Source organism: Streptomyces sp. NPDC054956, assembly GCF_053609185.1.
On sequence record NZ_JBSGXB010000118.1, the window covers coordinates 1 to 21,217 of the forward strand.

Here is a 21,217-nt window from a genome sequence, read left to right on the forward strand (position 1 = left end):
GCGGGTAGGGGACTTGCCCCCGCAGGGCCGGGCAGCCGCACCCGCCCACCGGGCCCCCGGCCGGGACGGCCGTGGCGACACCCCCGACCGGCCCCCGCCGGACGGAGTCCGGCGCAGCGGCGCGAAGCCGGAGAGGCCGCCGGGGCCTAGCCGTGCGAGCGGCGCGTCAGGAAGAGGTGCGGCGCGGGGGACGCGTCAAGAAGGGGCTCAGCCGCGCGGAGCCCTCGCCAGTTGGCGGGACTGGGCCACCAGGCGGTCCGCCGAGTCCCAGACCTCCGCGTCCTCCTCCAGGAAGCCGCCCGCCAGGTTGCGCGTGGTGATCGAGACGCGGAGCGGACCGGGAGCCGGCCGGTGGCGGACGTGGGTGGTGAGTTCCACCGTCGGCGTCCAGCCGAGCAGGCCGAGGTCGAAGGAGGTCGGCGGGAGCGCGTCCACGGCCAGGAGCAGGGAGAACGGGTCCGCGTCGCGCCCGTCGGCCAGCTCGAACCAGGCGCGCATCTCGCCCTTGCCCGAGGGCGCTCCGACCGCCCAGCCGGCCGTCGCCGGGTCCAGCCGCAGCCGGAGCCGGTCCACGATCGCGGAGCTGCCGGGGATCGGGGCCGGGCCGGCCTCGGGGCCGAGGCAGTCCTCGTACGCGGGGATGACGGGCGGGAGGGCCGTGGTGTGGACGGCGTCCGGGAGGGCGGAGAGGTCCCCGTACGAGGCCAGGACGCGGATCCGCTCGATCTCGGCGCCGTTCTCGTCGTACTGGAACAGGGAGGCCTGGCCGCTGGAGAGCGTGCGGCCGACCCGTACGACCTCGGTGCGGATCACGGCCGGGCCGGGGACCGACGAGGTCAGGTAGTGCGCGGAGACCGTGAAGGGGTCCGGGTGCGGCAGGGCCGCCGACAGGGCGCGGCCGACGAGGGCCAGCAGGTAGCCGCCGTTGACGGCGGTGATGATCGTCCACCCGGCGGAGAGCTCCGCGTCGTACACCCCGGGCTCGCCCGCGCGGGCGGTGATGGCGGTGTCGCGGTCGAACTCGCTGTCGCCGACGGAGGCTTTGGCAGCTGCGTGTGACATGGAACGAACGTACACCGGGAACCTACTAAGCGGTAGCTTTCTCGGATTGCGTCCTCGTTACGGCTCCCCGTTACAGCTCCTCCGCCACCGCCGACCGCCGGTTCCACGCGAGCGGGGCCCGCCAGTGGTAGCGGATCGCGAGGAGCCGCAGCACGAAGGTGGTGACGATCGCGAGGCCCGTCGTGACCGCGTTCAGGGCGTCGAAGCTGATGAACAGGGCCACCATCGAGGCACCGATGACGGCCGGCACGGCGTACATCTCCCGGTCGCGCAGCAGCGACGGCACCTCGTTGACGAGTACGTCGCGCAGGACGCCCCCGCCGACGGCGGTCGCCAGGCCGAGCGCGGCGGACGCGGTGAGGCCGAGGCCGTACTCGTACGCCTTGGTCGTGCCCGTCACGCAGAACAGCCCGAGGCCGGCCGCGTCGAAGACGTTGATGGCGCGGTTGATCCGCTGGACCTCGGGGTGGAGGAAGAAGACGATCGCGGCGGCGATCAGCGGCGTGACGAAGAAGCCGAGGTCGCCGAAGGCCGCGGCGGGGGTGGCCCCGATGACCAGGTCGCGGAAGAGGCCGCCGCCGAGGGCGGTGACCTCCGCGAGGACGACGATGCCGAAGACGTCGAAGTTCTTGCGTACGGCGAGCAGGGCGCCGGCCGTGGCGAAGACGAAGATGCCCGCGAGGTCCAGGGCGTGCTGGATGCCGGGCGGGAAGAGATCGTGGAGCACGGGCCCCATTGTGCCGGTCGCCTGGCGGCGTGCCTGTACGGGTGGTCCTCGGCCCGCGCCTGCGGAGCGGGGCTCGGCCCCCTCGGACCGGGGCGACACCCCGTCGGGGTGCGGACCGCGGTCGGGTGCGGCGCCGCCGTCAGGGGCTCCGCCCCCGAACCCCCGCGCCTCAAACGCCGGCGGGGCTGGATTTGGCTGGTGCCCCCGGCGGGCTGGATTTGGCTGGCGCCGCCGGCGGGGCTGGTTTTGGCTGGTGCCCCCGGCGGGGCCGCACCCGCCCCGGCTGGGCCGGGGCGGGTGGGGGGTCAGTCCGTGACTGCCGTGGAGACCGCTTCCGACGCGCCCGGGAGGGCGGTGTCGCCCGGGGCCTGGTCGGGGGCGTTCTCCGGGTGGTGGCAGGCCACCTGGTGGCCGGTCTTCAGCGCGACCAGCGGCGGCTCCTGCGTCGTGCAGATCTGCGTCGCCTTCCAGCAGCGCGTGTGGAAGCGGCAGCCGGAGGGAGGGGAGATCGGCGACGGGACGTCGCCCTTGAGCAGGATGCGGCCGCTCTTCGCACCGCGGCGGCGGGGGTCCGGCACCGGGACGGCCGACATCAGGGCCGTGGTGTACGGGTGCATCGGAGCCTCGTACAGGGACTTGCGGTCGGCGAGCTCGACGATCTTGCCGAGGTACATGACCGCGATGCGGTCCGACACGTGCCGGATGACCGACAGGTCGTGCGCGATGATCACGTACGTGAGGCCGAGCTCTTCCTGGAGGTCGTCCAGCAGGTTGACCACCTGGGCCTGGATGGAGACGTCGAGGGCCGAGACGGGCTCGTCCGCGACGACCAGCTTCGGCTTGAGCGCCAGGGCCCGCGCGATGCCGATGCGCTGGCGCTGGCCGCCGGAGAACTCGTGCGGGTAGCGGTTGTAGTGCTCCGGGTTGAGGCCCACGAGCGCGAGCAGCCGCTGCACCTCCGCCTTGAGGCCGCCCTCGGGCGTGACGCCCTGGAGCTTGAAGGGGGCGCCGACGATGGTGCCCACCGTGTGCCGCGGGTTCAGCGAGCCGTACGGGTCCTGGAAGATCATCTGCACGTCGCGGCGCAGCGGACGCATCGCGCCCACGCCCAGGTGCGTGATGTCCCTGCCCTCGAACTCGACCTTGCCGCCCGTCGGTTCGAGCAGCCGCGTGATCAGCCGGCCCATGGTCGACTTGCCGCAGCCGGACTCGCCGACGATGCCGAGGGTCTCACCGCGCCGGACGTCGAAGTCGATGCCGTCGACGGCCTTCACGGCCCCGACCTGGCGGCGCAGCAGCCCCTTGGTGATGGGGAAGTGCTTGACCAGCCCGGTCACCTTCAGCAGCGGTTCGGGGGACGAGTCCGCCTGCGCGGGGACCGTGCCCGTTTCCGTCTTCTTCATATCGGTCACAGCTTCGGCGCAATCTCTTCGGTCCAGATCCGGTTCCGCTGCTCCGGGGAGAGGTGGCAGGCGGCCCAGTGCCGGCCGTCGCCCTCCGCGGATCCGTCGACCAGGGCCAGTTCGGGCCGCTGGGTACGGGTGATGCCGCCCTTGGGGAGGTCGGCGTACGGGCAGCGCGGGTGGAAGGCACAGCCGCTGGGGATGTTGATGAGGCTGGGCGGCGAGCCCTTGACCGGGATGAGGCGGTCGGTCTGGTCGCGGTCGATGCGCGGCATCGAGCCGAGCAGGCCCCAGGTGTAGGGGTGCCGGGGCTCGTAGAAGATCTTCTCGGCGCTGCCGCGCTCGACGCACCGGCCGCCGTACATCACGAGGATGTCGTCGGCCATCTCGGCGACCACTCCGAGGTCGTGCGTGATCATGATGACCGCGGAGCCGAACTCCTTCTGCAGGTCCCGGATCAGGTCCAGGATCTGCGCCTGGACGGTAACGTCCAGGGCGGTGGTCGGCTCGTCGGCGATGAGCAGCTCGGGGTTGTTGACCAGCGACATCGCGATCATCGCGCGCTGGCGCATACCGCCGGAGAACTCGTGCGGGTACGAGTCCACGCGCTGCTGCGGCTCCGGGATGCCGACGCGGTCGAGCATCTCGATCGCCCGCTTGCGGGCGGTCTTCTTGTCGACGTCGTGGTGGGTCCGGTAGGCCTCGATGATCTGCTTGCCGACCGAGTAGTACGGGTGCATCGCGGACAGCGGGTCCTGGAAGACCATCGCCATCTTGCGCCCGCGCAGGGTGCGGACGTGGTCCGCGTCGGCCTGGACGAGGTCCTCGCCGTCGAGCACGACCTCGCCCGAGATCTGCGGCCGGTTGCGGACGTGGCCGGTGCGGTGCAGGCCCATGATGGCGAGCGAGGTGACCGACTTGCCGGAGCCGGACTCGCCGACGATGCCGAGGGTCTTGCCCCGCTCCAGGTCGAAGGAGAGCCCGTCGACGGACTTGACCAGGCCGTCGTCGGTCGGGAAGTGCACCTTCAGGTCGCGCACCGAGAGGAAGGCCCGGTCCCGCACCCCGCCCTGTTCGGGCACGAAGGGCGCGGATGCGGGGGCGGCTCCGGCGGCGGACGCGGAAGCGGCGTCGGTGGTGTGGTTCTCGGTCACGTCAGCCTCACGCGCGGGTCGATGACGGCGTACAGCATGTCCACGATCAGGTTGGCCAACACCACGAAGAGCGCGGCGAGCAGGGTGACGCCCATGATCACGGGCAGGTCGCCCGCGCTGATGGCGGCGACGGCCGCGGTCCCCAGACCCTGGAAGTTGAAGGTGGTCTCGGTGAGCACCGCACCGCCGAGGAGTCCACCGAGGTCGAGGCCGAACATGGTGACGACCGGGGTGAGCGTGGAGCGCAGGGCGTGCTTGCGGATGACCACGCCCTCCTTGAGCCCCTTGGCGCGGGCGGTGCGGATGTAGTCCTCGCCGAGCACCTCCAGCATCGTGGCGCGGGTGATGCGGGCGTAGGTGGCGGCGAAGAGGAAGGCCAGGGTGACCCAGGGCAGGATCAGGGAGTTGAGCCAGGCCACCGGATCCTCGGTGAGCGGTTTGTAGTTGGAGACGTCCAGCCAGCCGAGGCCGTAGACGAAGATCGCGGGAGCCACCATGCCGGTGAAGAAGATCGGCAGGGAGACGCCGGCGAGGGCGCCGACCATGACGGTGCGGTCGACGGCGGTCCTCCGCTTGAGCGCGGAGACCACACCGGTGGCCACACCCGCGATCACCCAGATCACGGCCGCCCCGAGGGCGAGCGAGAGGGTGACCGGCATGCGGTCGACCATGGTGTCCCAGACGGGGACCTCGGTCTTGAAGGAGTAGCCGAAGCACGGCGCCGCGCAGTGCGTGATCTCGGTGCCGCCGTCGTAGTCGCGGCCCGTGAAAATGCCCTTGATGAAGATCAGGTACTGCTCGGAGACGGGCTTGTCGAAGCCCATCTTCACCCGGATGCCCGCCAGGGCGGTCGCGTTGGTCTCGCGTCCGGCGTACATGAGTGCCGGGTCGCTGCCGGTCAGCTTCGGGACCGCGAAGAAGATGCCGAAGGTGACCGCGGAGACCACCAGCAGCGTTGCGACGACGTTGAAAAGTCGCCGTATGAGGTAGACGAGCACTGCAGTCGGCCGCTCGGGCCGACGGCCGCCGCCCCTTGTGGGGACGACAGCCGCCGCCTGCGGCCTTCACCTGCCCTTCGGACTAGCGCATGTGCGGTGAAGGCGAACCAGCTGGGTCTGACGGGTCAGGGGCCCGGGGCCGCCCGGCGGGGCCGGGCGGCCCGGGCTCCTGGACTGTCCCGACTACTTCATGACGCCGATGGTGGCAAGGTCGATCTTGCCCATCGAGTCGTTGAAGTAGACGTTGGTCAGGCGCGGGTTGTGGTAGACGAAGGCCTTGTCGAAGTTGATCGGCAGGTAGAGGGCCTTCTCCATGATCTTCTGGTTGATCTGGGTGTAGAACGGCGCGGCGGCGTCCGGGGTGGCGGCGGCAGCGGCGGTCTTGAACAGCCCGTTGATCTCCGGGTCGTTGATCATCGAGAAGTTGTTGTTGCCGTTCGGCAGGATGAACGTTCCGTCGACCAGCGGCTGCAGGAAGCCCGAACCGGAGTTGTAGTCGGCGCCCCAGCCCATCACGATGATGCCGTAGCCCTTGGTCTTCACGTTCTCGGGCGAACCGATGACGGAAGAGGACAGCTTGCCGTCGTACTGGTCGATCGTGACCTTGATGCCGACCTTGTCGAGGGCCGCCTGCAGGGACTCGGCGGACTTGACCTCGGGGGCGCGGTTGTTGCGGACCGCGATCGTGGTGCTGAAGCCGTCCGGCTTGCCACAGGCCTTGAGCGCTTCCTTGGCCTTCTCGATCTGCGGCTCGCCCTTGGTCAGGTTGTACGGGTCGTACTTCTTGTCGGCGCCGGGGATGCCGGGCGGCAGCATGTTCGCACCGAGGTCACCGCTGGTCGGGCCACCGCGGGCGGTCTGCAGCGACTTGCTGTCGGCCGCGTAGATGACGGCCTTGCGGCACTCGATGTTGTCGAACGGCGCGACGGTCGTCGGGAAGACGAAGTAGCGGATGTAGCCCGTGAACGGGTTGTCCGCGTTGGCCTTGAGGGCCTCGTCCTTCAGGACCTTGTTCTTGCCGGCGGCCTGCATGCCCGTGCCGTCGACCGCGAGGTCGATGTCACCGGAGAGCAGACGCGCGTCCATGTCGTCCGGGTTGGTGGTCACCGTGAAGGAGACCGTGTCCGGCAGGCCCGTACGGATCGTGTCCGTCTTCGGGTCCCAGTTCTCGTTGCGGACGAAGGTCGCGCCCTTGCTCGCCGTGAACTCCGAGACCTTGTACGGGCCGGTGGAGACGGGCTTGTTGGTGTACGTGGCACCGGTGTCCTTGCCCGCCGGGACCGGCGAGGAGGACGGCATGGCCAGCAGGTACTTGAAGTCCGAGTTGGCGCTCGCCAGGTTGAAGACGATCGTCTTGTCGTCCGGCGTCTGGACGGACTTCAGACCCATCTTGTCCGGGTCGGTGTCCTTGTACGGGCCGGGGTACTTCTGGCCCTGGTCGAGGATGTCGATCAGGTAGGTGGGACCGCCGGACAGCACGTCCTGCGCGAAGACGCGCTCGATGCCGTACTTGAAGTCCTTCGAGGTGATCGGCGTGCCGTCCTCGAACTTGACGCCGTCCTTGATCTTGACGGTGTACGTCTTGCCGTCGTTGCTCAGGACCGGCTCGCCGGCGGCGAGGTCCGGGACCAGCTTGGTGCCCGCGGCGCCCGGCTTGCTGTCGTACGCGAACAGCTGGCGGATGTAGAGGCGCTGCAGGTTCCAGACGAAGCCGTAGTAGGCGCGCGCCGGGTCGAGGTAGTCGACGTCCTGCGGGGACCAGAGCTTGAGCTCTCCGCCCTTGGTCGTCGACGGGTTCACGACGCCCGTGGTCGCGGCGTTGAAACCGCTGGCACCGGCGCCCGGCTTGGCCTCCGAGGGCTTCTTGTCCTCGGCCTTGTCACACGCGACGGCCGACACCGACAGGGCAGCGATCACCGCGGTGATCGCGAGCGCCTTCTTTCTGCGGATCACGTTGTTCAACCTCCATTGGTGGGTGAATCGTTGAAGCGGTTCAGCTGCCCTTGGGGTCGAGTGCGTCACGCAGCCCGTCCCCGAAGAGGTTGAACGCCAGGACGGTGATGAAGATCGTGATACCCGGGACCACCATGTACATGGGGTCGTCCTGGTAGATGGGGATGGCGTCGGACAGCATCTTTCCCCAGGAGGCGGTGGGCGGCTTGACGCCGGCACCGAGGAAGCTGAGGGCCGCCTCCGTCAGGATGTTGGTCGGGATGATCAGCGTCGTGTAGACGAGGATCGGCGCGACCAGGTTCGGCAGCAGCTCCTTGATCAGGATGTAGCCGCGGCCGGCTCCGAGGCTGCGTGCGGCCTCGACGTACTCCCGCTCGCGCAGCGAAATCGTCTGGCCCCGCACGATGCGGCCGATGTACGGCCAGCCGAAGAAGCCGATGACGATGACGAGTACGCCCATCCGCACGCCCGAACCCGTGAACCCCCACAGGGAGTTGGGGACGACGGAGACCAGCGAGATGGTGAACAGCAGCTGCGGGAAGGCCAGCAGCAGGTCCATCGTGCGGCTGATGAGCCCGTCGATCCAGCCGCCCAGGAAGCCGGCCAGTGCGCCGAGCAGGCTGCCGAGGATGACGGAGACGAAGGCCGCGAGGAAGGCGACGATCAGGGAAATGCGTGCGCCGTAGACGATCCGGCTGAACACGTCGCGCCCGTTGGTCGGCTCGACGCCCAGCAGGAAGTCGGAGCTGATCCCGCCGAACGATCCCAGCGGAGTACCGAACTCCGGGTCGAGCAGATCCTCGTGGAACTCGTTGGGCGGGTGGCCCAGCAGGCTCACGATCAGCGGGGCGAAGACCGCCACCAGGATCAGGAGGATCACGACCACGCCGCCCGTCAGCGCGACCTTGTCGCGCTTGAGCCGCATCCAGGCGATGCGGCCGGGCGAGCGGCCTTCGATGGCCTTGGCTGGGACGTCGGCTACGGACACGGGAGCGGGCGTCTCCGCGCTCGTGTCATGCAGTGGTGCCGTCATCGTGGTGGGGACCCCTCTCGGCCGACTGGTGAGCCGGCCCATGCCCGCCGCTGTGGCGGCGTTGGTGCGGAGTGGCGCTCGGAGTGCGAGGTGCGGAAGTGCAGTGATGCGAGGTGCGCTCTGGAGCGCGTGCGCGGTGCTGCGTGGTGCGGTACAGGCGGTACTGGCAGTGCTGGTGGTGCACGTGGTGCTGTACGAAACAACAAGCGGATTTCCTGTGAAGAACCCTGTCCTTGGAGGACTGACCCGCTCTTGGGTGGGGAGTCTTCATCGGGCCGTCGATCAGCCGCCAGACCCGCAGGTGAATGGATGCGCAACCGTGATCTGAGGGTCGAGTTCCCGTTATCCGGACTTCGCTGCCACCTCAGCGGAGCAAGACCGTCCGTTCGGTACGGAATCGGACATGACACCCAACTCGGGTTACTACCATGCCTATTGGGCGCACATCGGCGGCGAAATCAGGACAACGCAAAGGCCGCACGGAACGACTGTTCCGTGCGGCCTCGGGGTGCTTGACCCCAATGTCTCAACGAGCGGGATGTCTCAGTAGGCGGGCGCCTGACCCTCGCGGTCGTAGAAGGGACGGGTCTGCGCGCGCAGCCACATCGCCACCGGGTCGTGCTCGTCTGCGAGCGCGACCGTGCAGACCGGAACCCCCTCGGGCACCGCGCCGACCGACTGGCGCATCATCTCCCGCACGGACTCCAGCGCGTGCGCGGAGGCGTCGTACAGGTCGAGCCCCACGGCCAGGTACGGGGACCCGAGCGCGGGCTGCACCCAGGCGCGGCGCAGCGCGCGCACGGCGGGCGTGCGGTGCGCGTGCTGGGTCAGCAGCCCGTAGAACTGCGGGAGCTCGATGGCGGGCTCGGAGAGCCGCAGCGGCCCGGCCGGCATCCGGTCCAGGCCGGTGGCGATCCGGCGCAGGTCGGCCCAGGGGACGCCGACGCCGCCGCCCTGGGCGTGGGGGTTGAGCCACAGCCCCCAGCGGTCGGGGTAGAGGGCCCGGGCGATGTCCCGGCCCGTGACCACCTCGTACCCCCGGTTCCAGCCGCTGGCGGCCAGCTCCTGCGGGGAGGTCACGCAGGGTGCGTAACCGAGGCCCTCGACCTCCATGCCGCCGTACTGGGCGTCCGGGGAGCCGGGCCGTCCCTGCCAGAGCAGCATCCACAGCCGGCCCTCGGCCAGGGCGTGCAGGAGCGCCTCGTAGCTCTCGTAGCGCCCGGGAGTCACCTGGCGCAGCATGTGCTCGACCTGCCCGACCGCGGCCGTGCCTGACGCACTCACCCGGTACCCCTCTTCGTCTCTTCGTCCGCCCGTCGTCCACGCGTGTCCGCGACCAGCTTAAGCGTGCCTACGGCAGGTAGAAGGGGCGTACGCGCGTAACGATGAAGTCGACGACCGGGTCCTCGGCGGCGTCCAGGAGGATCAACTGCACAGGCCAGGGCGCCGGAACGCGTGCGAGCGCGCGCCCGAGGGCCTCCATCGGAGCGTTTCGCATGTCGGGCTCCCATCCCAGCAGTCGGACACCGATGTACAGCTCCGGCGCCCCGGCCTCGACGCTGGCGAGGCAGCGGTAGGCCGCCGCGACGACTCCGGTGGCGCGGAACTCCTCCCCGGCGGCGGCCAGGAACTCGACGGGATCCTCCTGCCAGTCCGGCTCGAAGAGCCGGACCCGGCCGCCGGTGGCGGGCCCGTCGAGCGGGCTGCGGCCCGCCCGGCAGAGCTCCGCGACGGCGGGCGGGGGCAGCGGGACCCCGACCGCCCCCTCGGGGTTGACCGCGATGCCGAGCTGCGGGGGCAGGCCCCGGGCGAAGTCCACGGCGGGGGCGACGGCGAAGTCCATGGCGGGACCGGCGCAGGCGCGGAACTGCTCCTCGGAGCTGTAGACCGGGACGTACGCGGCGCCGTTGATCTCCATGGTGGGCAGGCTGAGGCTGTTCACCCCGCCGGGCAGCGGGATCCACACGGAACTGCGCCCGAGCACCTCGAGGATCCGCCCGCCGGCTTCCGCCTGCCCGAGCGCCGCCCCGAGCACCTGCTCCAGCTCGTTACCCGGCCACATGTACGCCTCCACCAGCTCGCCCTCGTCTCGCCCAGAGATTAACGGTCGCCTAGCGGAACCCGATCACCCGCAGCCGCGAGGCCGCCGGGCGGTCCAGCAGGGTCACCGACGCGCAGCCCGCCGGCGGGCGGCCCGCCTCGGCCTCGCGCAGCAGCCGGGCCACCGCTCCCCGGTGCCGGGCGAAGGCGTACGCCGACACGCCCCGGCCCCGCGCGGCCTGCCCGGCCCGGGCCTCCTCGGGGGTGGTGTCGAGCAGCACCAGGTGCAGCGCGCGACCGCGCCGCCGGGCGGACCCGGCGAGCAGGGCCCGTACCCAGCTCTGGGTACCGCAGTCGTGGACGACGGCCGAGGCTCCGGAGCGCAGCACCCGCCACAGCCCCCAGTAGTGCGCGATCCGGACCGCCGGGCGGTACACCGCGTACGGCACGGCGGCCGGCATCCGGCGCTCCCACCGCTCGCGGGCGTCCTGGGAGTCGATGCCCCCGCCCTGGGCGGCCCGCTTGATCAGGGTGCTCTTGCCGCCGCCGGGCAGTCCGGAGACCACCACGACGTCCCCCTCGGCGAAGTGGAGCCGCTCCGGGCCCGCCGCGCTCGCGCGCAGGTCCCGTACCGGACCGGGCGCCTGCGCGGCCGCCGCCGTCCTGACCGTGCCGCGTTGGGCCGGCACCCCGGTCACGGCTCCTGTGCCCGCCCCCGGGGACGCTGCCCCCGCCGCGCCCGCGGCCGTACTCGTCGTCGCCAGTACTCCGAATCTCCGCACAGTGATCGCCTCCCCCGCATCGGGTCACCGGGACCCATCCCCCTGAGTGTAAAGAGACGGTAATCCGGGACCACCGGTTCCGCTCCGCTTCCGGACCCCCTCCCCCATTCGGTCGCACGCCGTGCAATGATGTGCGCCATCTGGACACCAACTGCATACCGGCCGCTTGAATCCGCGCGGGAGAGTCCCGGCACGCCGCAAGGCGGTGCCCGGGCGCCGAAGGAGCAAGTACCTCCCTTGAATCTCTCAGGCCCCGTACCGCGTGGATGAGGCAGATCTGAAAAGCGAGCCGCGCCACCGCCCGTGAGGGCACCGGCGACGGCTCCACCCAAGGTGCAAGTCGAAGACCTTCCCCTGGAAGCGGGGAACTCTCGGCGAACCTCTCAGGTTCCGATGACAGATGGGGAGGAACTCCTCCTCGTCATGTCATGCCCTGGGACCCGGGAGCCACACCCATGAGTACTGCCCCCCGCCTGACCGCCCTCGATGCGCTGCACCGTTCCCTCGGTGCGACCATGACCGACTTCGCGGGCTGGGACATGCCCCTGCGGTACGGCAGCGAGCGCGACGAGCACAACGCCGTCCGCACCAAGGCCGGCCTGTTCGACCTCTCCCACATGGGCGAGATCACCCTGACCGGCCCGGAGGCCGTCAAGGTCCTGGACTACGCGCTGGTCGGCAACATCTCCACCGTCGGCGTCGGCCGTGCCCGCTACACGCACATCTGCCAGGAGGACGGCGGGATCCTCGACGACCTGATCGTCTACCGCCTCGGCGAGACCGAGTTCATGGTCGTCGCGAACGCCTCCAACGCCCAGGTCGTCCTGGACGCGATCACCGAGCGCGCCGCCGGCTTCGACGCCGAGGTCCGCGACGACCGCGACGCGTACGCGCTGATCGCGGTGCAGGGCCCCGAGTCCCCCGGCATCCTCGCCTCCCTGACCGACGCCGACCTGGACGGGCTGAAGTACTACGCCGGCCTGCCGGGCACCGTCGCGGGCGTGCCCGCGCTGATCGCGCGTACGGGCTACACCGGCGAGGACGGCTTCGAGCTGTTCGTCTCCCCCGAGCACGCCGTGGAGCTGTGGCAGGCGCTGACCAAGGCGGGCGAGGGCGTCGGCCTGGTCCCGGCCGGTCTGTCCTGCCGCGACACGCTGCGCCTGGAGGCGGGCATGCCGCTGTACGGGCACGAGCTGACCACCTCCCTCACCCCGTTCGACGCGGGGCTGGGCCGGGTCGTGAAGTTCGAGAAGGAGGGCGACTTCGTCGGCCGCGCCGCCCTGGAGGCCGCCGCCGAGCGCGCCGCCACGAACCCGCCGCGCAAGCTGGTCGGCCTGATCGCCGAGGGCCGCCGCGTCCCGCGCGCCGGCTTCTCCGTGACCTTCGACGGCCAGGTCGTCGGCGAGGTCACCTCCGGCGCCCCGTCCCCGACTCTGGGCAAGCCGATCGCGATGGCTTATGTCGACGCGGCGCACGCCGCGCCCGGCACCTCCGGCGTGGGCGTGGACATTCGCGGTACGCATGAGGCGTACGAGGTCGTGGCTCTGCCGTTCTACAAGCGGCAGAAGTAATCCTGTCCGCTGTGCACGGAGATCCGCGGGCCCCACGGGTCTCCCGCACGGCCGCCGCGCCGCGCCCCGTCTCGGCAAGCAAGACCACCGTTCGTATCCACTCCCCCGCATCCAGGAGAATCAGGTCATGAGCAACCCCCAGCAGCTGCGTTACAGCAAGGAGCACGAGTGGCTGTCGGTCGCCGAGGACGGCGTCTCGACGGTCGGCATCACGGAGTTCGCGGCCAACGCGCTCGGTGACGTCGTCTACGCCCAGCTTCCCGAGGTCGGCGACACGGTGACCGCAGGCGAGACCTGTGGCGAGCTGGAGTCGACCAAGTCGGTCAGCGACCTGTACTCCCCCGTCACCGGTGAGGTCGTCGAGTTCAACCAGGACGTCGTGGACGACCCGGCCCTGGTGAACTCGGCCCCGTTCGAGGGTGGCTGGCTCTTCAAGGTGCGCGTCACGGAGGAGCCGGCCGACCTGCTCTCCGTCGACGAGTACGCCAAGCTCACCTCCGGCAACTGACCCCAGGGGACCGAAGATGTCTGTACTGAACACTCCTCTGCACGAGCTCGACCCGGACGTCGCCGCCGCCGTCGACGCCGAGCTCCTGCGCCAGCAGTCGACCCTGGAAATGATCGCGTCGGAGAACTTCGCTCCGGTCGCCGTCATGGAGGCCCAGGGCTCGGTCCTGACCAACAAGTACGCCGAGGGCTACCCGGGCCGCCGTTACTACGGCGGCTGCGAGCACGTCGACGTGATCGAGCAGATCGCGATCGACCGCATCAAGGCGCTGTTCGGCGCCGAGGCCGCGAACGTGCAGCCCCACTCGGGCGCGCAGGCCAACGCGGCCGCGATGTTCGCGCTGCTGAAGCCGGGCGACACGATCATGGGCCTGAACCTGGCCCACGGCGGTCACCTGACCCACGGCATGAAGATCAACTTCTCCGGCAAGCTCTACAACGTGGTCCCGTACCACGTGGACGAGACCGGCGAGGTCGACATGGCCGAGGTCGAGCGCCTCGCCAAGGAGTCCAAGCCGCAGCTGATCGTCGCGGGCTGGTCCGCCTACCCGCGCCAGCTGGACTTCGCCGCCTTCCGCCGCATCGCGGACGAGGTCGGCGCGTACCTGATGGTCGACATGGCGCACTTCGCCGGCCTGGTCGCCGCGGGTCTGCACCCGAACCCGGTGCCGCACGCCCACGTCGTGACCACCACCACGCACAAGACCCTCGGCGGTCCGCGCGGCGGTGTCATCCTGTCGACGCAGGAGCTGGCCAAGAAGATCAACTCCGCGGTCTTCCCGGGCCAGCAGGGCGGTCCGCTGGAGCACGTGATCGCGGCCAAGGCCGTCTCCTTCAAGGTCGCGGCCTCGCCCGAGTTCAAGGAGCGCCAGGAGCGCACCCTGGAGGGTGCGAAGATCCTCGCCGCCCGTCTGGTCCAGGACGACGTCAAGGCCGTGGGCGTGGACGTCCTCACCGGCGGCACCGACGTGCACCTGGTCCTGGTCGACCTGCGCAACTCCGAGCTGGACGGCCAGCAGGCCGAGGACCGCCTCCACGAGGTCGGCATCACGGTCAACCGGAACGCCATCCCGAACGACCCGCGGCCGCCGATGGTGACCTCGGGCCTGCGGATCGGTACGCCGGCGCTCGCCACCCGCGGTTTCGACGCGGAGGCCTTCACCGAGGTCGCCGAGATCATCGCGCAGGCGCTGAAGCCGGCCTACGACGCGGACGACCTGAAGGCGCGCGTCTCCGCGCTCGCCGCGAAGTTCCCGCTGTACCCGACGCTCTAGAGCGGCGCCTGGGAGGGGCCCGGCCTTTGTTTGTGCACAGGCCGGGCCTTTCTCATGACCAAAGCCCCAGGCGGATGCGGCCCATTGCCACTGAATCAGCCAAAAAATGGCAAATAGGCTCGGAATAAAGAACCACCCGCACCCCCTGGCAGGACGGACACCACACCTCATGGACATGAGCGCGGCCAACAGGAAGGGGCTCAGCCTCTTCGCCCTGATCATGATCGGGCTGGGCTCGATCTTCGGCTCCGGGTGGCTCTTCGGCGCGGGCCAGGCGGCCGCGGTCGCCGGGCCGGCGGCCATCATCGCCTGGGTCATCGGCGCCGTCTTCATCGGCATGATCGCCATGTCCTACGCGGAAGTGGGCGCGGCCTACCCGCTGCCCGGCTCGATGGCCCGCTTCGGCACCATCTCGCACGGGCCGGTCCTGGGCTTCATCACCGGCTGGGCGGTCTGGATCGCCATCGCCGCACTGATCCCGATCGAGTCCATCGCCGGTACGCAGTACATGTCGTCCTGGAACTTCGGCTGGGCCAAGGGCCTGGTGGAGAACGGCGGCCTGACCACCTCCGGCATGGCGATGGCCCTGTTCCTGACCGTGGCGCTGTGGCTGGCCTGCTACTGGTCGGTGGCGCTGCTCGCCAAGGCGAACAACCTGCTCACCCTGGTCAAGTTCGCCATCCCGGTGCTCGCCGTGATCGCCCTGATCGCCTCCGGATTCCACACCGGCAACTTCACCGACCACGGCGGCTTCGCCCCCAACGGCTGGTCCGCGGTCATGACCGCCGTCACCACGTCCGGTGTCGTCTTCGCCTTCAACGGGTTCCAGGCCGTCGTCAACCTCGGCGGCGCCGCCAAGAACCCCGGCCGCGCCATTCCGCTGGCCCTGGTCGGCGCGCTCTCCCTCGGCCTGGTCATCTACCTGGCCCTGCAGATCGCCTTCATCGGCGGTGTCCCGCCGGAGAAGCTGGCCGAGGCCGGCGGCTGGAGCGGCATCAACTTCGCCTCGCCGTTCGCCGACCTGGCCAAGATGCTGATGCTGCACTGGGTCGTCACGATGCTCCAGTTCGGCGCCTTCATCTCGCCGTCCGGTGCCAACATCGGCAACGTCGCCTCCGCCTCGTACATGGCGCAGAACCTCGCGGACACCGGCTTCTTCCCGAAGAAGATCCGCGAGGTCCACCCCAAGTACGGCACCGCCCGTCCCGCGATGTGGCTGAACCTCGGCTTCTCGATCCTGCTGCTGGTCACCGTGGGCCACAGCTGGGAGGCGCTGGCCAGCGTCGTCTCCGCCGCGATGGTGGTCTCGTACCTGATCGGCCCGATCGCGGTCGGCGTCTTCCGCAGGACCAAGCCCGAGCTGCCGCGCCCCTTCCGCCTGCCGGCGGCCAGGATCCTCTGCCCGGTCACGTTCGCCTTCGCCGCCTGCGCCCTGTACTGGTCGAAGTGGCCGGACACCGGCAAGGTGGTGCTGCTCACCCTGGTCGCCGCCCCGATCGCGGCCGTGGTCCTCAAGCGCAAGGGCGAGAAGAACCTGGCCAAGCAGTTCGCCCCGGCCTGGTGGATGATCGCCTTCCTGCTGTGGCTCGGCACCCTGTCGGCGCTCGGCAGCAAGGAATTCGGCGGCCACGGGATCATCCCGGGCGGCGTGGACATCGCCATGGTCGCCGTCTCGGCCCTGGGCTTCTACTTCTGGGCCGTACGGTCCGGGGTCAAGGCCCACTACGCGGGCCTGCCGGGCCCGGACCCGGTCCTGGACGCCGCCCCCGCCGAGGAGGCCGCCCCGGCCGGAGCACCGGAGCGTGAGCTGACCCACGCTTGACCACCACCTTCCCGACCCGTCCGGCAGCCGAGCCGTTCATCTCGCCGAGTTAAGCTCGTCTGCCGGACAAAATCCGCAGATCCACCCCTCCTGCCCCGCTTCCCACCCACGAGCAGACATAGGAGTCCGCAACCGTGGCCATCTCCGTCTTCGATCTCTTCTCGATCGGCATCGGTCCCTCTTCCTCCCACACCGTCGGACCGATGCGCGCCGCGCGCATGTTCGTGACCCGGCTCAAGAAGGACGGCGTCCTCGCCCAGACGGCCGCGGTCCGGGCCGAGCTCTTCGGCTCGCTGGGCGCCACCGGCCACGGCCACGGCACCCCCAAGGCGGTCCTGCTGGGCCTGGAGGGCCACTCCCCCCGCACGGTGAACGTGGAGACCGCCGACGCCGAGGTCGAGCGCATCCGCACCACCGGCCGCCTGCGCCTGCTGGGCACCGAAATAGGCGACGGGCACGAGATCCCCTTCGACGAGCCGAACCAGCTGATCCTGCACCGCCGGCGCTCGCTCCCGTACCACGCCAACGGCATGACGCTCTTCGCGTACGACGCCGCGGGCACCCCGCTGCTGGAGAAGACGTACTACTCGGTCGGCGGCGGCTTCGTCGTGGACGAGGACGCGGTCGGCGAGGACCGGATCAAGCTCGACGACACGGTGCTGAAGTACCCCTTCCGTAGCGGCGACGAGATGCTCCGCCTCGCGAACGAGACCGGCCTGTCGATCTCCTCGATGATGCTGGAGAACGAGAAGGCCTGGCGCACGGAGGAGGAGATCCGCGAGGGTCTTCTGGAGATCTGGCGCGTCATGCAGGCCTGCGTCTCGCGCGGCATGTCCCGCGAGGGCATCCTCCCCGGCGGCCTGCGGGTCAAGCGCCGGGCCGCCTCCACGGCGCGCCAGCTGCGCACCGAGGGCGACCCGATGCTGCACCGCAGCGAGTGGGCGACGATCTACGCGATGGCGGTCAACGAGGAGAACGCGGCCGGCGGCCGCGTCGTCACCGCCCCGACGAACGGCGCCGCGGGCGTCCTGCCGGCGGTCCTGCACTACTACATGAACTTCGTACCGGGCGCGGACGAGGACGGCGTGGTCCGCTTCCTCCTCGCGGCGGGCGCGATCGGCATGCTCTTCAAGGAGAACGCCTCGATCTCCGGCGCGGAGGTCGGCTGCCAGGGCGAGGTCGGCTCGGCCTGCTCGATGGCGGCCGGCGCCCTCGCCGAGGTCCTGGGCGGCACCCCGGAGCAGGTCGAGAACGCGGCCGAGATCGGCATGGAGCACAACCTCGGCCTGACCTGCGACCCCGTCGGCGGCCTCGTGCAGATCCCCTGCATCGAGCGCAACGGCATGGCGGCGGTCAAGGCCGTCACCGCGGCCAAGATGGCCATGCGCGGCGACGGCTCGCACAAGGTCTCCCTCGACAAGGTCATCAAGACCATGAAGGAGACCGGCGCCGACATGAAGGTCAAGTACAAGGAGACCGCCCGCGGCGGCCTCGCGGTCAACGTCATCGAGTGCTGACGGTCCCTCCCGCCGTACGTCCCCCGAGCCCGTCCTCCCCCCGGAGGGCGGGCTCGGCCCGTTGCCGCGAAGACGGGACGAGGTGCCCGGCGGAAAAGGACTTTTGACCGGAGGGGGGCGGCCCGGTGGTGGGCTAGCTTGCCCAAGTGGGCTCGCCGCGCGTCGTCGACGCGGCCCCACCCCGAGAGAGAGGCCGCCCCATGACCGGCATCGAACACCGCGTCCTCCCGCTCCGGTTGGAGGCAGCGCCCGCCCCCATCCCGATGCGGGGCGTCTTCGTGTACCGGGCCGACCGGCCCTACGAGGTCTCCGTCGACTTCGAGGGCGCCGGGCTCCACCTGGCGCGCTGGGTGTTCTCCCGGGAACTGCTGCTCGACGGGCACGTCTGCGCCACCGGGGAGGGCGACATCCAGGTGTGGCCGCGCTGGAAGGGCACCGAGCCGCGGGTCTTCCTCGCCTTCAGCAACGGCGAGCGCTCGTGCGTGGTGTCCGCGCGCGCGAAGGACGTACGGGAGCTGTGCCGGCGGATGACCGACATGGTCCCCCGCGGGCAGGAGCAGCGGCACTACGACCTCGACGCCGAGCTGAGCGCGCTGCTGCCCGGCTGAGTGCCGCCCGGCCGACCGAGGCCCCGCTGGCTGCCGCCCGGCCGGGTCCGGGGCCGGCCCACCGCCGGAACCGCGCTCGCGCGCGGCGCGTCTTCCCTGGTGACACCAGTCCCCGTCTCTCGAGAATCAGGGGGACGTCATGAACCGTCCACGCCGTCGGCAGGCCGCCGCGCTGGGCACGGGCGCACTGCTCGCCACCACCCTCGCCTTCGCCGCACCGGCCTCCGCAGCCTCCTCCGTCTCCACCACCACCCCCTCCACCCCGCTCGTCGTCAATGCCCGCTGGGGCGGGCACTGCACCTACGACCGGCTGGTCGTCGACCTGCGGGGACACGTCCCCCAGGTCACCGTCACCCGCGTGCCCAGGCTGGTGCAGGACGGGTCCGGCAAGCCCGTTCCGCTGGCCGGCCGCTACTTCCTGGAGATCCGCCTGCACCCCGCGGCCGCGCACGACGACGCCGGCCGGAACGTCTACCACGGGCCCAAGATCCTCAAGGTCTACCTGCCCAAGCTGAAGGGCATCGCCCTGACCGGCGATTTCGAGGGGTACATCACCCTCGGTGCCGCCTTCGACACCAAGCCCTCCTTCACCTCGTTCAAGCTGCACGGCCCGGAGCGGTTCGTGCTGGACATCGCGCACCGGAACGTGTGCTGAGCACGGCGGCGGGGCCCGGCGTCGCACGCACCGGGCCCCGCCCCCGCGTGCCTAGCGGTGCTCGGGGTTCGGGAAGTCGAAGCGGCAGCCCGCGTCCCACAGGGAGCGCTGGTTGCCGTGCGCGGGCATCCCGCCGGACCGCTTGAGCAGGGCGGCCAGGTGCATCAGGTTCCAGCTCATGAAGGTGGTGTTCCGGTTGGTGAAGTCGTTCTCGGGGCCGCCGGAGCCGGGGTCCATGTACGAGGGCCCGGGCCCGGCCTCGCCGATCCAGCCGGCGTCGGCCTGCGGGGGGATCGCGTAGCCGAGGTGCTGGAGGCTGTAGAGGATGTTCATGGCGCAGTGTTTGACGCCGTCCTCGTTGCCGGTGATCAGCGCACCGCCGACGCGCCCGTAGTAGGCGTACTGGCCCCGCTCGTTCAGGATCGAGGAGCAGGCGTAGAGCCGCTCGACGACCTGCTTCATCACCGAGCTGTTGTCACCGAGCCAGATCGGGCCGCACAGCACGAGGATGTCCGCGTCCATGATCTGGCTGTAGAGCACCGGCCACTGATCGCTCTCCCAGCCGTGGTCGGTCATGTCGGGCCAGACCCCGGTGGCGATGTCGTGGTCGACGGCGCGGATGAGCGAGGTCCGCACGCCGGCCGCCTCCATCACCGCACGGCTCTTGTCGATCAGGCCCTCGGTGTTGCTGGGCTCGGGCGAGCGCTTGAGCGTGCAGTTGACGTAGACGGCGGTCAGGTCGGAGTAGTCGAACGCGCTCGCATGCGCGGTTCCCATGTCGGTATCGGTGTCTGCGGCCACCCGCCCAGGCTCACCGGGACCGGGCCCGGCCGCCACCCGACCGCACCCGTCCGGGCCGGGCGGGGGGCGGTTTGTCGCCCGTCCGTGCGGCCGACTAGGGTCAGCGGGCCTTGGTGTTCGGGAAACCGGTGGGAAACCGGTGCGGCCCTCGCCACTGTGATCGGGAAGTCCGGCTCCACTCCTGCGGGAAAGCCACTGGGCTGCGCGGGAGGTTCCGCGCTGCCCGGGAAGGCGGAGCCGGGACATCAGCACCCGTGAGCCAGGAGACCGGCCGGGGCGCGTTGTCCATCCACGAGGTGCTGGAGAGGTCTCCCCACTCATGCATATAGCCGAGGGGTTCCTACCCCCGTTGCACGCGGCCGCCTGGGGCGCCGCGTCCGCTCCCTTCGTCGTCCACGGCGTCCGCTCGCTCACCCGCGAGGTGAAGGCCAACCCGGAGAGCACCCTGCTGCTCGGAGCCTCCGGGGCGTTCACCTTCGTCCTGTCCGCCCTGAAGATCCCCTCCGTGACGGGCAGTTGTTCGCACCCCACCGGTACCGGGCTCGGGGCGATCCTGTTCCGGCCCCCGATCATGGCGGTGCTGGGGACCATCACCCTGCTGTTCCAGGCCCTGTTGCTGGCCCACGGCGGGCTCACCACCCTCGGCGCGAACGTCTTCTCGATGGCCGTCGCCGGTCCGTGGGCGGGCTACGCCGTCTACCGGCTGCTGCGCACGTCCGGCGTCCCGCTGATGGTGACCGTCTTCTTCGGCGCCTTCTTCGCGGACCTGGTCACCTACTGCGTCACCAGCGTGCAGCTCGCGCTGGCCTTCCCGGACCCGGCCACCGGATTCCTCGGCGCGCTCGCGAAGTTCGGGGGCATCTTCGCGGTCACGCAGATTCCGCTGGCCGTGAGCGAGGGCCTGCTGACCGTCCTCGTGATGCGGCTGCTGATGGCGTCGAGCAGGTCGGACCTGGTCCGGCTGGGCGTCGCCGAGCTGACGTCCGGCGGCACCGGAAAGCAGGAGGCGGCAGCCCGATGAGCAGGAACGCGAAGATCAACACCTTGCTGCTGCTCCTGGTGGCGGCACTGGCCGTACTGCCCATCGCGCTGGGTCTCGGCGAGGGCAAGGAGGAGCCGTTCACGGGAGCCGACGCGCAGGCGGAGACGGCCATCACCGAGATGAAGCCCGACTACGAGCCCTGGTTCTCCCCGCTGTACGAGCCCCCCTCCGCCGAGATCGAGTCGGCGCTGTTCGCCCTGCAGGCGGCGCTGGGCGCGGGCGTGCTCGCGTACTACTTCGGCATCCGCAAGGGCCGCCGCCAGGGTGC

20 protein-coding genes and 2 riboswitches are annotated in these 21,217 nt (G+C 70.4%); of the genes, 9 read left to right on the forward strand and 11 right to left on the reverse strand.

The window, feature by feature from the left end; genetic code table 11:
- Positions 1-207: 207 nt before the first annotated feature.
- The 10 genes from ACWGDE_RS19720 to ACWGDE_RS19765 form a co-directional block, all read right to left on the reverse strand.
- Positions 208-1,062, reverse strand: a complete 855-nt coding sequence (locus tag ACWGDE_RS19720) for a thioesterase family protein (RefSeq protein ID WP_453390275.1) — start codon at positions 1,060-1,062, stop codon at positions 208-210.
- A 70-nt stretch (positions 1,063-1,132) separates the two neighbouring features.
- Positions 1,133-1,789, reverse strand: coding sequence for a trimeric intracellular cation channel family protein (locus ACWGDE_RS19725; protein ID WP_453390276.1), 657 nt, complete (start codon positions 1,787-1,789; stop codon positions 1,133-1,135).
- Between the two features lie 305 nt (positions 1,790-2,094).
- A complete protein-coding gene (locus tag ACWGDE_RS19730; RefSeq protein ID WP_453390277.1) occupies positions 2,095-3,192 on the reverse strand; it encodes an ABC transporter ATP-binding protein in 1,098 nt (365 codons plus the stop codon).
- Positions 3,193-3,197: 5 nt separating this feature from the next.
- Positions 3,198-4,274 carry an ABC transporter ATP-binding protein gene (locus tag ACWGDE_RS19735; RefSeq protein ID WP_453390294.1) on the reverse strand — a complete coding sequence of 359 codons (1,077 nt, stop codon included), beginning with the start codon at positions 4,272-4,274 and terminating at the stop codon, positions 3,198-3,200.
- Between the two features lie 68 nt (positions 4,275-4,342).
- A complete protein-coding gene (locus ACWGDE_RS19740; protein WP_453390278.1) occupies positions 4,343-5,344 on the reverse strand; it encodes an ABC transporter permease in 1,002 nt (333 codons plus the stop codon).
- Positions 5,345-5,527: 183 nt separating this feature from the next.
- Positions 5,528-7,306, reverse strand: a complete 1,779-nt coding sequence (locus ACWGDE_RS19745; RefSeq protein WP_453390279.1) for an ABC transporter substrate-binding protein — start codon at positions 7,304-7,306, stop codon at positions 5,528-5,530.
- 31 nt (positions 7,307-7,337) lie between these two features.
- Complete coding sequence (locus tag ACWGDE_RS19750) at positions 7,338-8,330, reverse strand: ABC transporter permease (RefSeq protein ID WP_453390280.1); 993 nt, start codon at positions 8,328-8,330, stop codon at positions 7,338-7,340.
- A gap of 543 nt (positions 8,331-8,873) precedes the next feature.
- Positions 8,874-9,614, reverse strand: coding sequence for an enhanced serine sensitivity protein SseB C-terminal domain-containing protein (locus ACWGDE_RS19755; RefSeq protein WP_453390281.1), 741 nt, complete (start codon positions 9,612-9,614; stop codon positions 8,874-8,876).
- 67 nt (positions 9,615-9,681) lie between these two features.
- Positions 9,682-10,392 carry an enhanced serine sensitivity protein SseB gene (locus tag ACWGDE_RS19760; protein WP_453390282.1) on the reverse strand — a complete coding sequence of 237 codons (711 nt, stop codon included), beginning with the start codon at positions 10,390-10,392 and terminating at the stop codon, positions 9,682-9,684.
- A 49-nt stretch (positions 10,393-10,441) separates the two neighbouring features.
- On the reverse strand, positions 10,442-11,068 hold the full coding sequence (locus tag ACWGDE_RS19765) for an AAA family ATPase (RefSeq protein ID WP_453390283.1): 627 nt from the start codon (positions 11,066-11,068) through the stop codon (positions 10,442-10,444).
- Positions 11,069-11,319: 251 nt separating this feature from the next.
- A riboswitch (glycine riboswitch) is annotated at positions 11,320-11,423 on the forward strand.
- A gap of 184 nt (positions 11,424-11,607) precedes the next feature.
- Here ACWGDE_RS19765 and gcvT point away from each other — a divergent pair.
- The 7 genes from gcvT to ACWGDE_RS19800 all read left to right on the forward strand — a co-directional run bounded on the left by gcvT (position 11,608) and on the right by ACWGDE_RS19800 (position 19,106).
- The gene (gcvT, locus tag ACWGDE_RS19770; protein WP_453390284.1) at positions 11,608-12,723 is read left to right on the forward strand and encodes a glycine cleavage system aminomethyltransferase GcvT; all 1,116 of its coding nucleotides are present in this window, start codon (positions 11,608-11,610) and stop codon (positions 12,721-12,723) included.
- A gap of 127 nt (positions 12,724-12,850) precedes the next feature.
- The gene (gene gcvH / locus ACWGDE_RS19775; protein ID WP_453390285.1) at positions 12,851-13,231 is read left to right on the forward strand and encodes a glycine cleavage system protein GcvH; all 381 of its coding nucleotides are present in this window, start codon (positions 12,851-12,853) and stop codon (positions 13,229-13,231) included.
- A gap of 16 nt (positions 13,232-13,247) precedes the next feature.
- On the forward strand, positions 13,248-14,504 hold the full coding sequence (glyA, locus tag ACWGDE_RS19780; protein WP_453390286.1) for a serine hydroxymethyltransferase: 1,257 nt from the start codon (positions 13,248-13,250) through the stop codon (positions 14,502-14,504).
- A 169-nt stretch (positions 14,505-14,673) separates the two neighbouring features.
- Positions 14,674-16,326 (forward strand): APC family permease, encoded by a 1,653-nt coding sequence (locus ACWGDE_RS19785; RefSeq protein ID WP_453390287.1) that lies wholly within the window; start codon positions 14,674-14,676, stop codon positions 16,324-16,326.
- A gap of 134 nt (positions 16,327-16,460) precedes the next feature.
- Entirely contained in the window at positions 16,461-17,843 is a 1,383-nt protein-coding gene (locus ACWGDE_RS19790) for an L-serine ammonia-lyase (RefSeq protein WP_453390288.1), read from the forward strand.
- A 200-nt stretch (positions 17,844-18,043) separates the two neighbouring features.
- A complete protein-coding gene (locus ACWGDE_RS19795; protein ID WP_453390289.1) occupies positions 18,044-18,451 on the forward strand; it encodes an SsgA family sporulation/cell division regulator in 408 nt (135 codons plus the stop codon).
- 139 nt (positions 18,452-18,590) lie between these two features.
- Positions 18,591-19,106, forward strand: a complete 516-nt coding sequence (locus tag ACWGDE_RS19800) for an AMIN-like domain-containing (lipo)protein (protein ID WP_453390290.1) — start codon at positions 18,591-18,593, stop codon at positions 19,104-19,106.
- 51 nt (positions 19,107-19,157) lie between these two features.
- Here ACWGDE_RS19800 and ACWGDE_RS19805 read toward each other — a convergent pair whose 3' ends face one another.
- Positions 19,158-19,883 carry a flavodoxin family protein gene (locus tag ACWGDE_RS19805; protein WP_453390291.1) on the reverse strand — a complete coding sequence of 242 codons (726 nt, stop codon included), beginning with the start codon at positions 19,881-19,883 and terminating at the stop codon, positions 19,158-19,160.
- Positions 19,884-20,001: 118 nt separating this feature from the next.
- Positions 20,002-20,197, forward strand: a riboswitch (cobalamin riboswitch).
- Positions 20,198-20,226: 29 nt separating this feature from the next.
- Here ACWGDE_RS19805 and ACWGDE_RS19810 point away from each other — a divergent pair.
- Together ACWGDE_RS19810 and ACWGDE_RS19815 are read left to right on the forward strand one after the other, a co-directional pair.
- The gene (locus ACWGDE_RS19810) at positions 20,227-20,928 is read left to right on the forward strand and encodes an energy-coupling factor ABC transporter permease (protein WP_453390292.1); all 702 of its coding nucleotides are present in this window, start codon (positions 20,227-20,229) and stop codon (positions 20,926-20,928) included.
- Positions 20,925-21,217, forward strand: a 293-nt coding sequence (locus ACWGDE_RS19815) for an energy-coupling factor ABC transporter substrate-binding protein (protein ID WP_453390293.1), incomplete at its 3' end; no start/stop codon positions are given. The genes ACWGDE_RS19810 and ACWGDE_RS19815, both read left to right, overlap by 4 nt.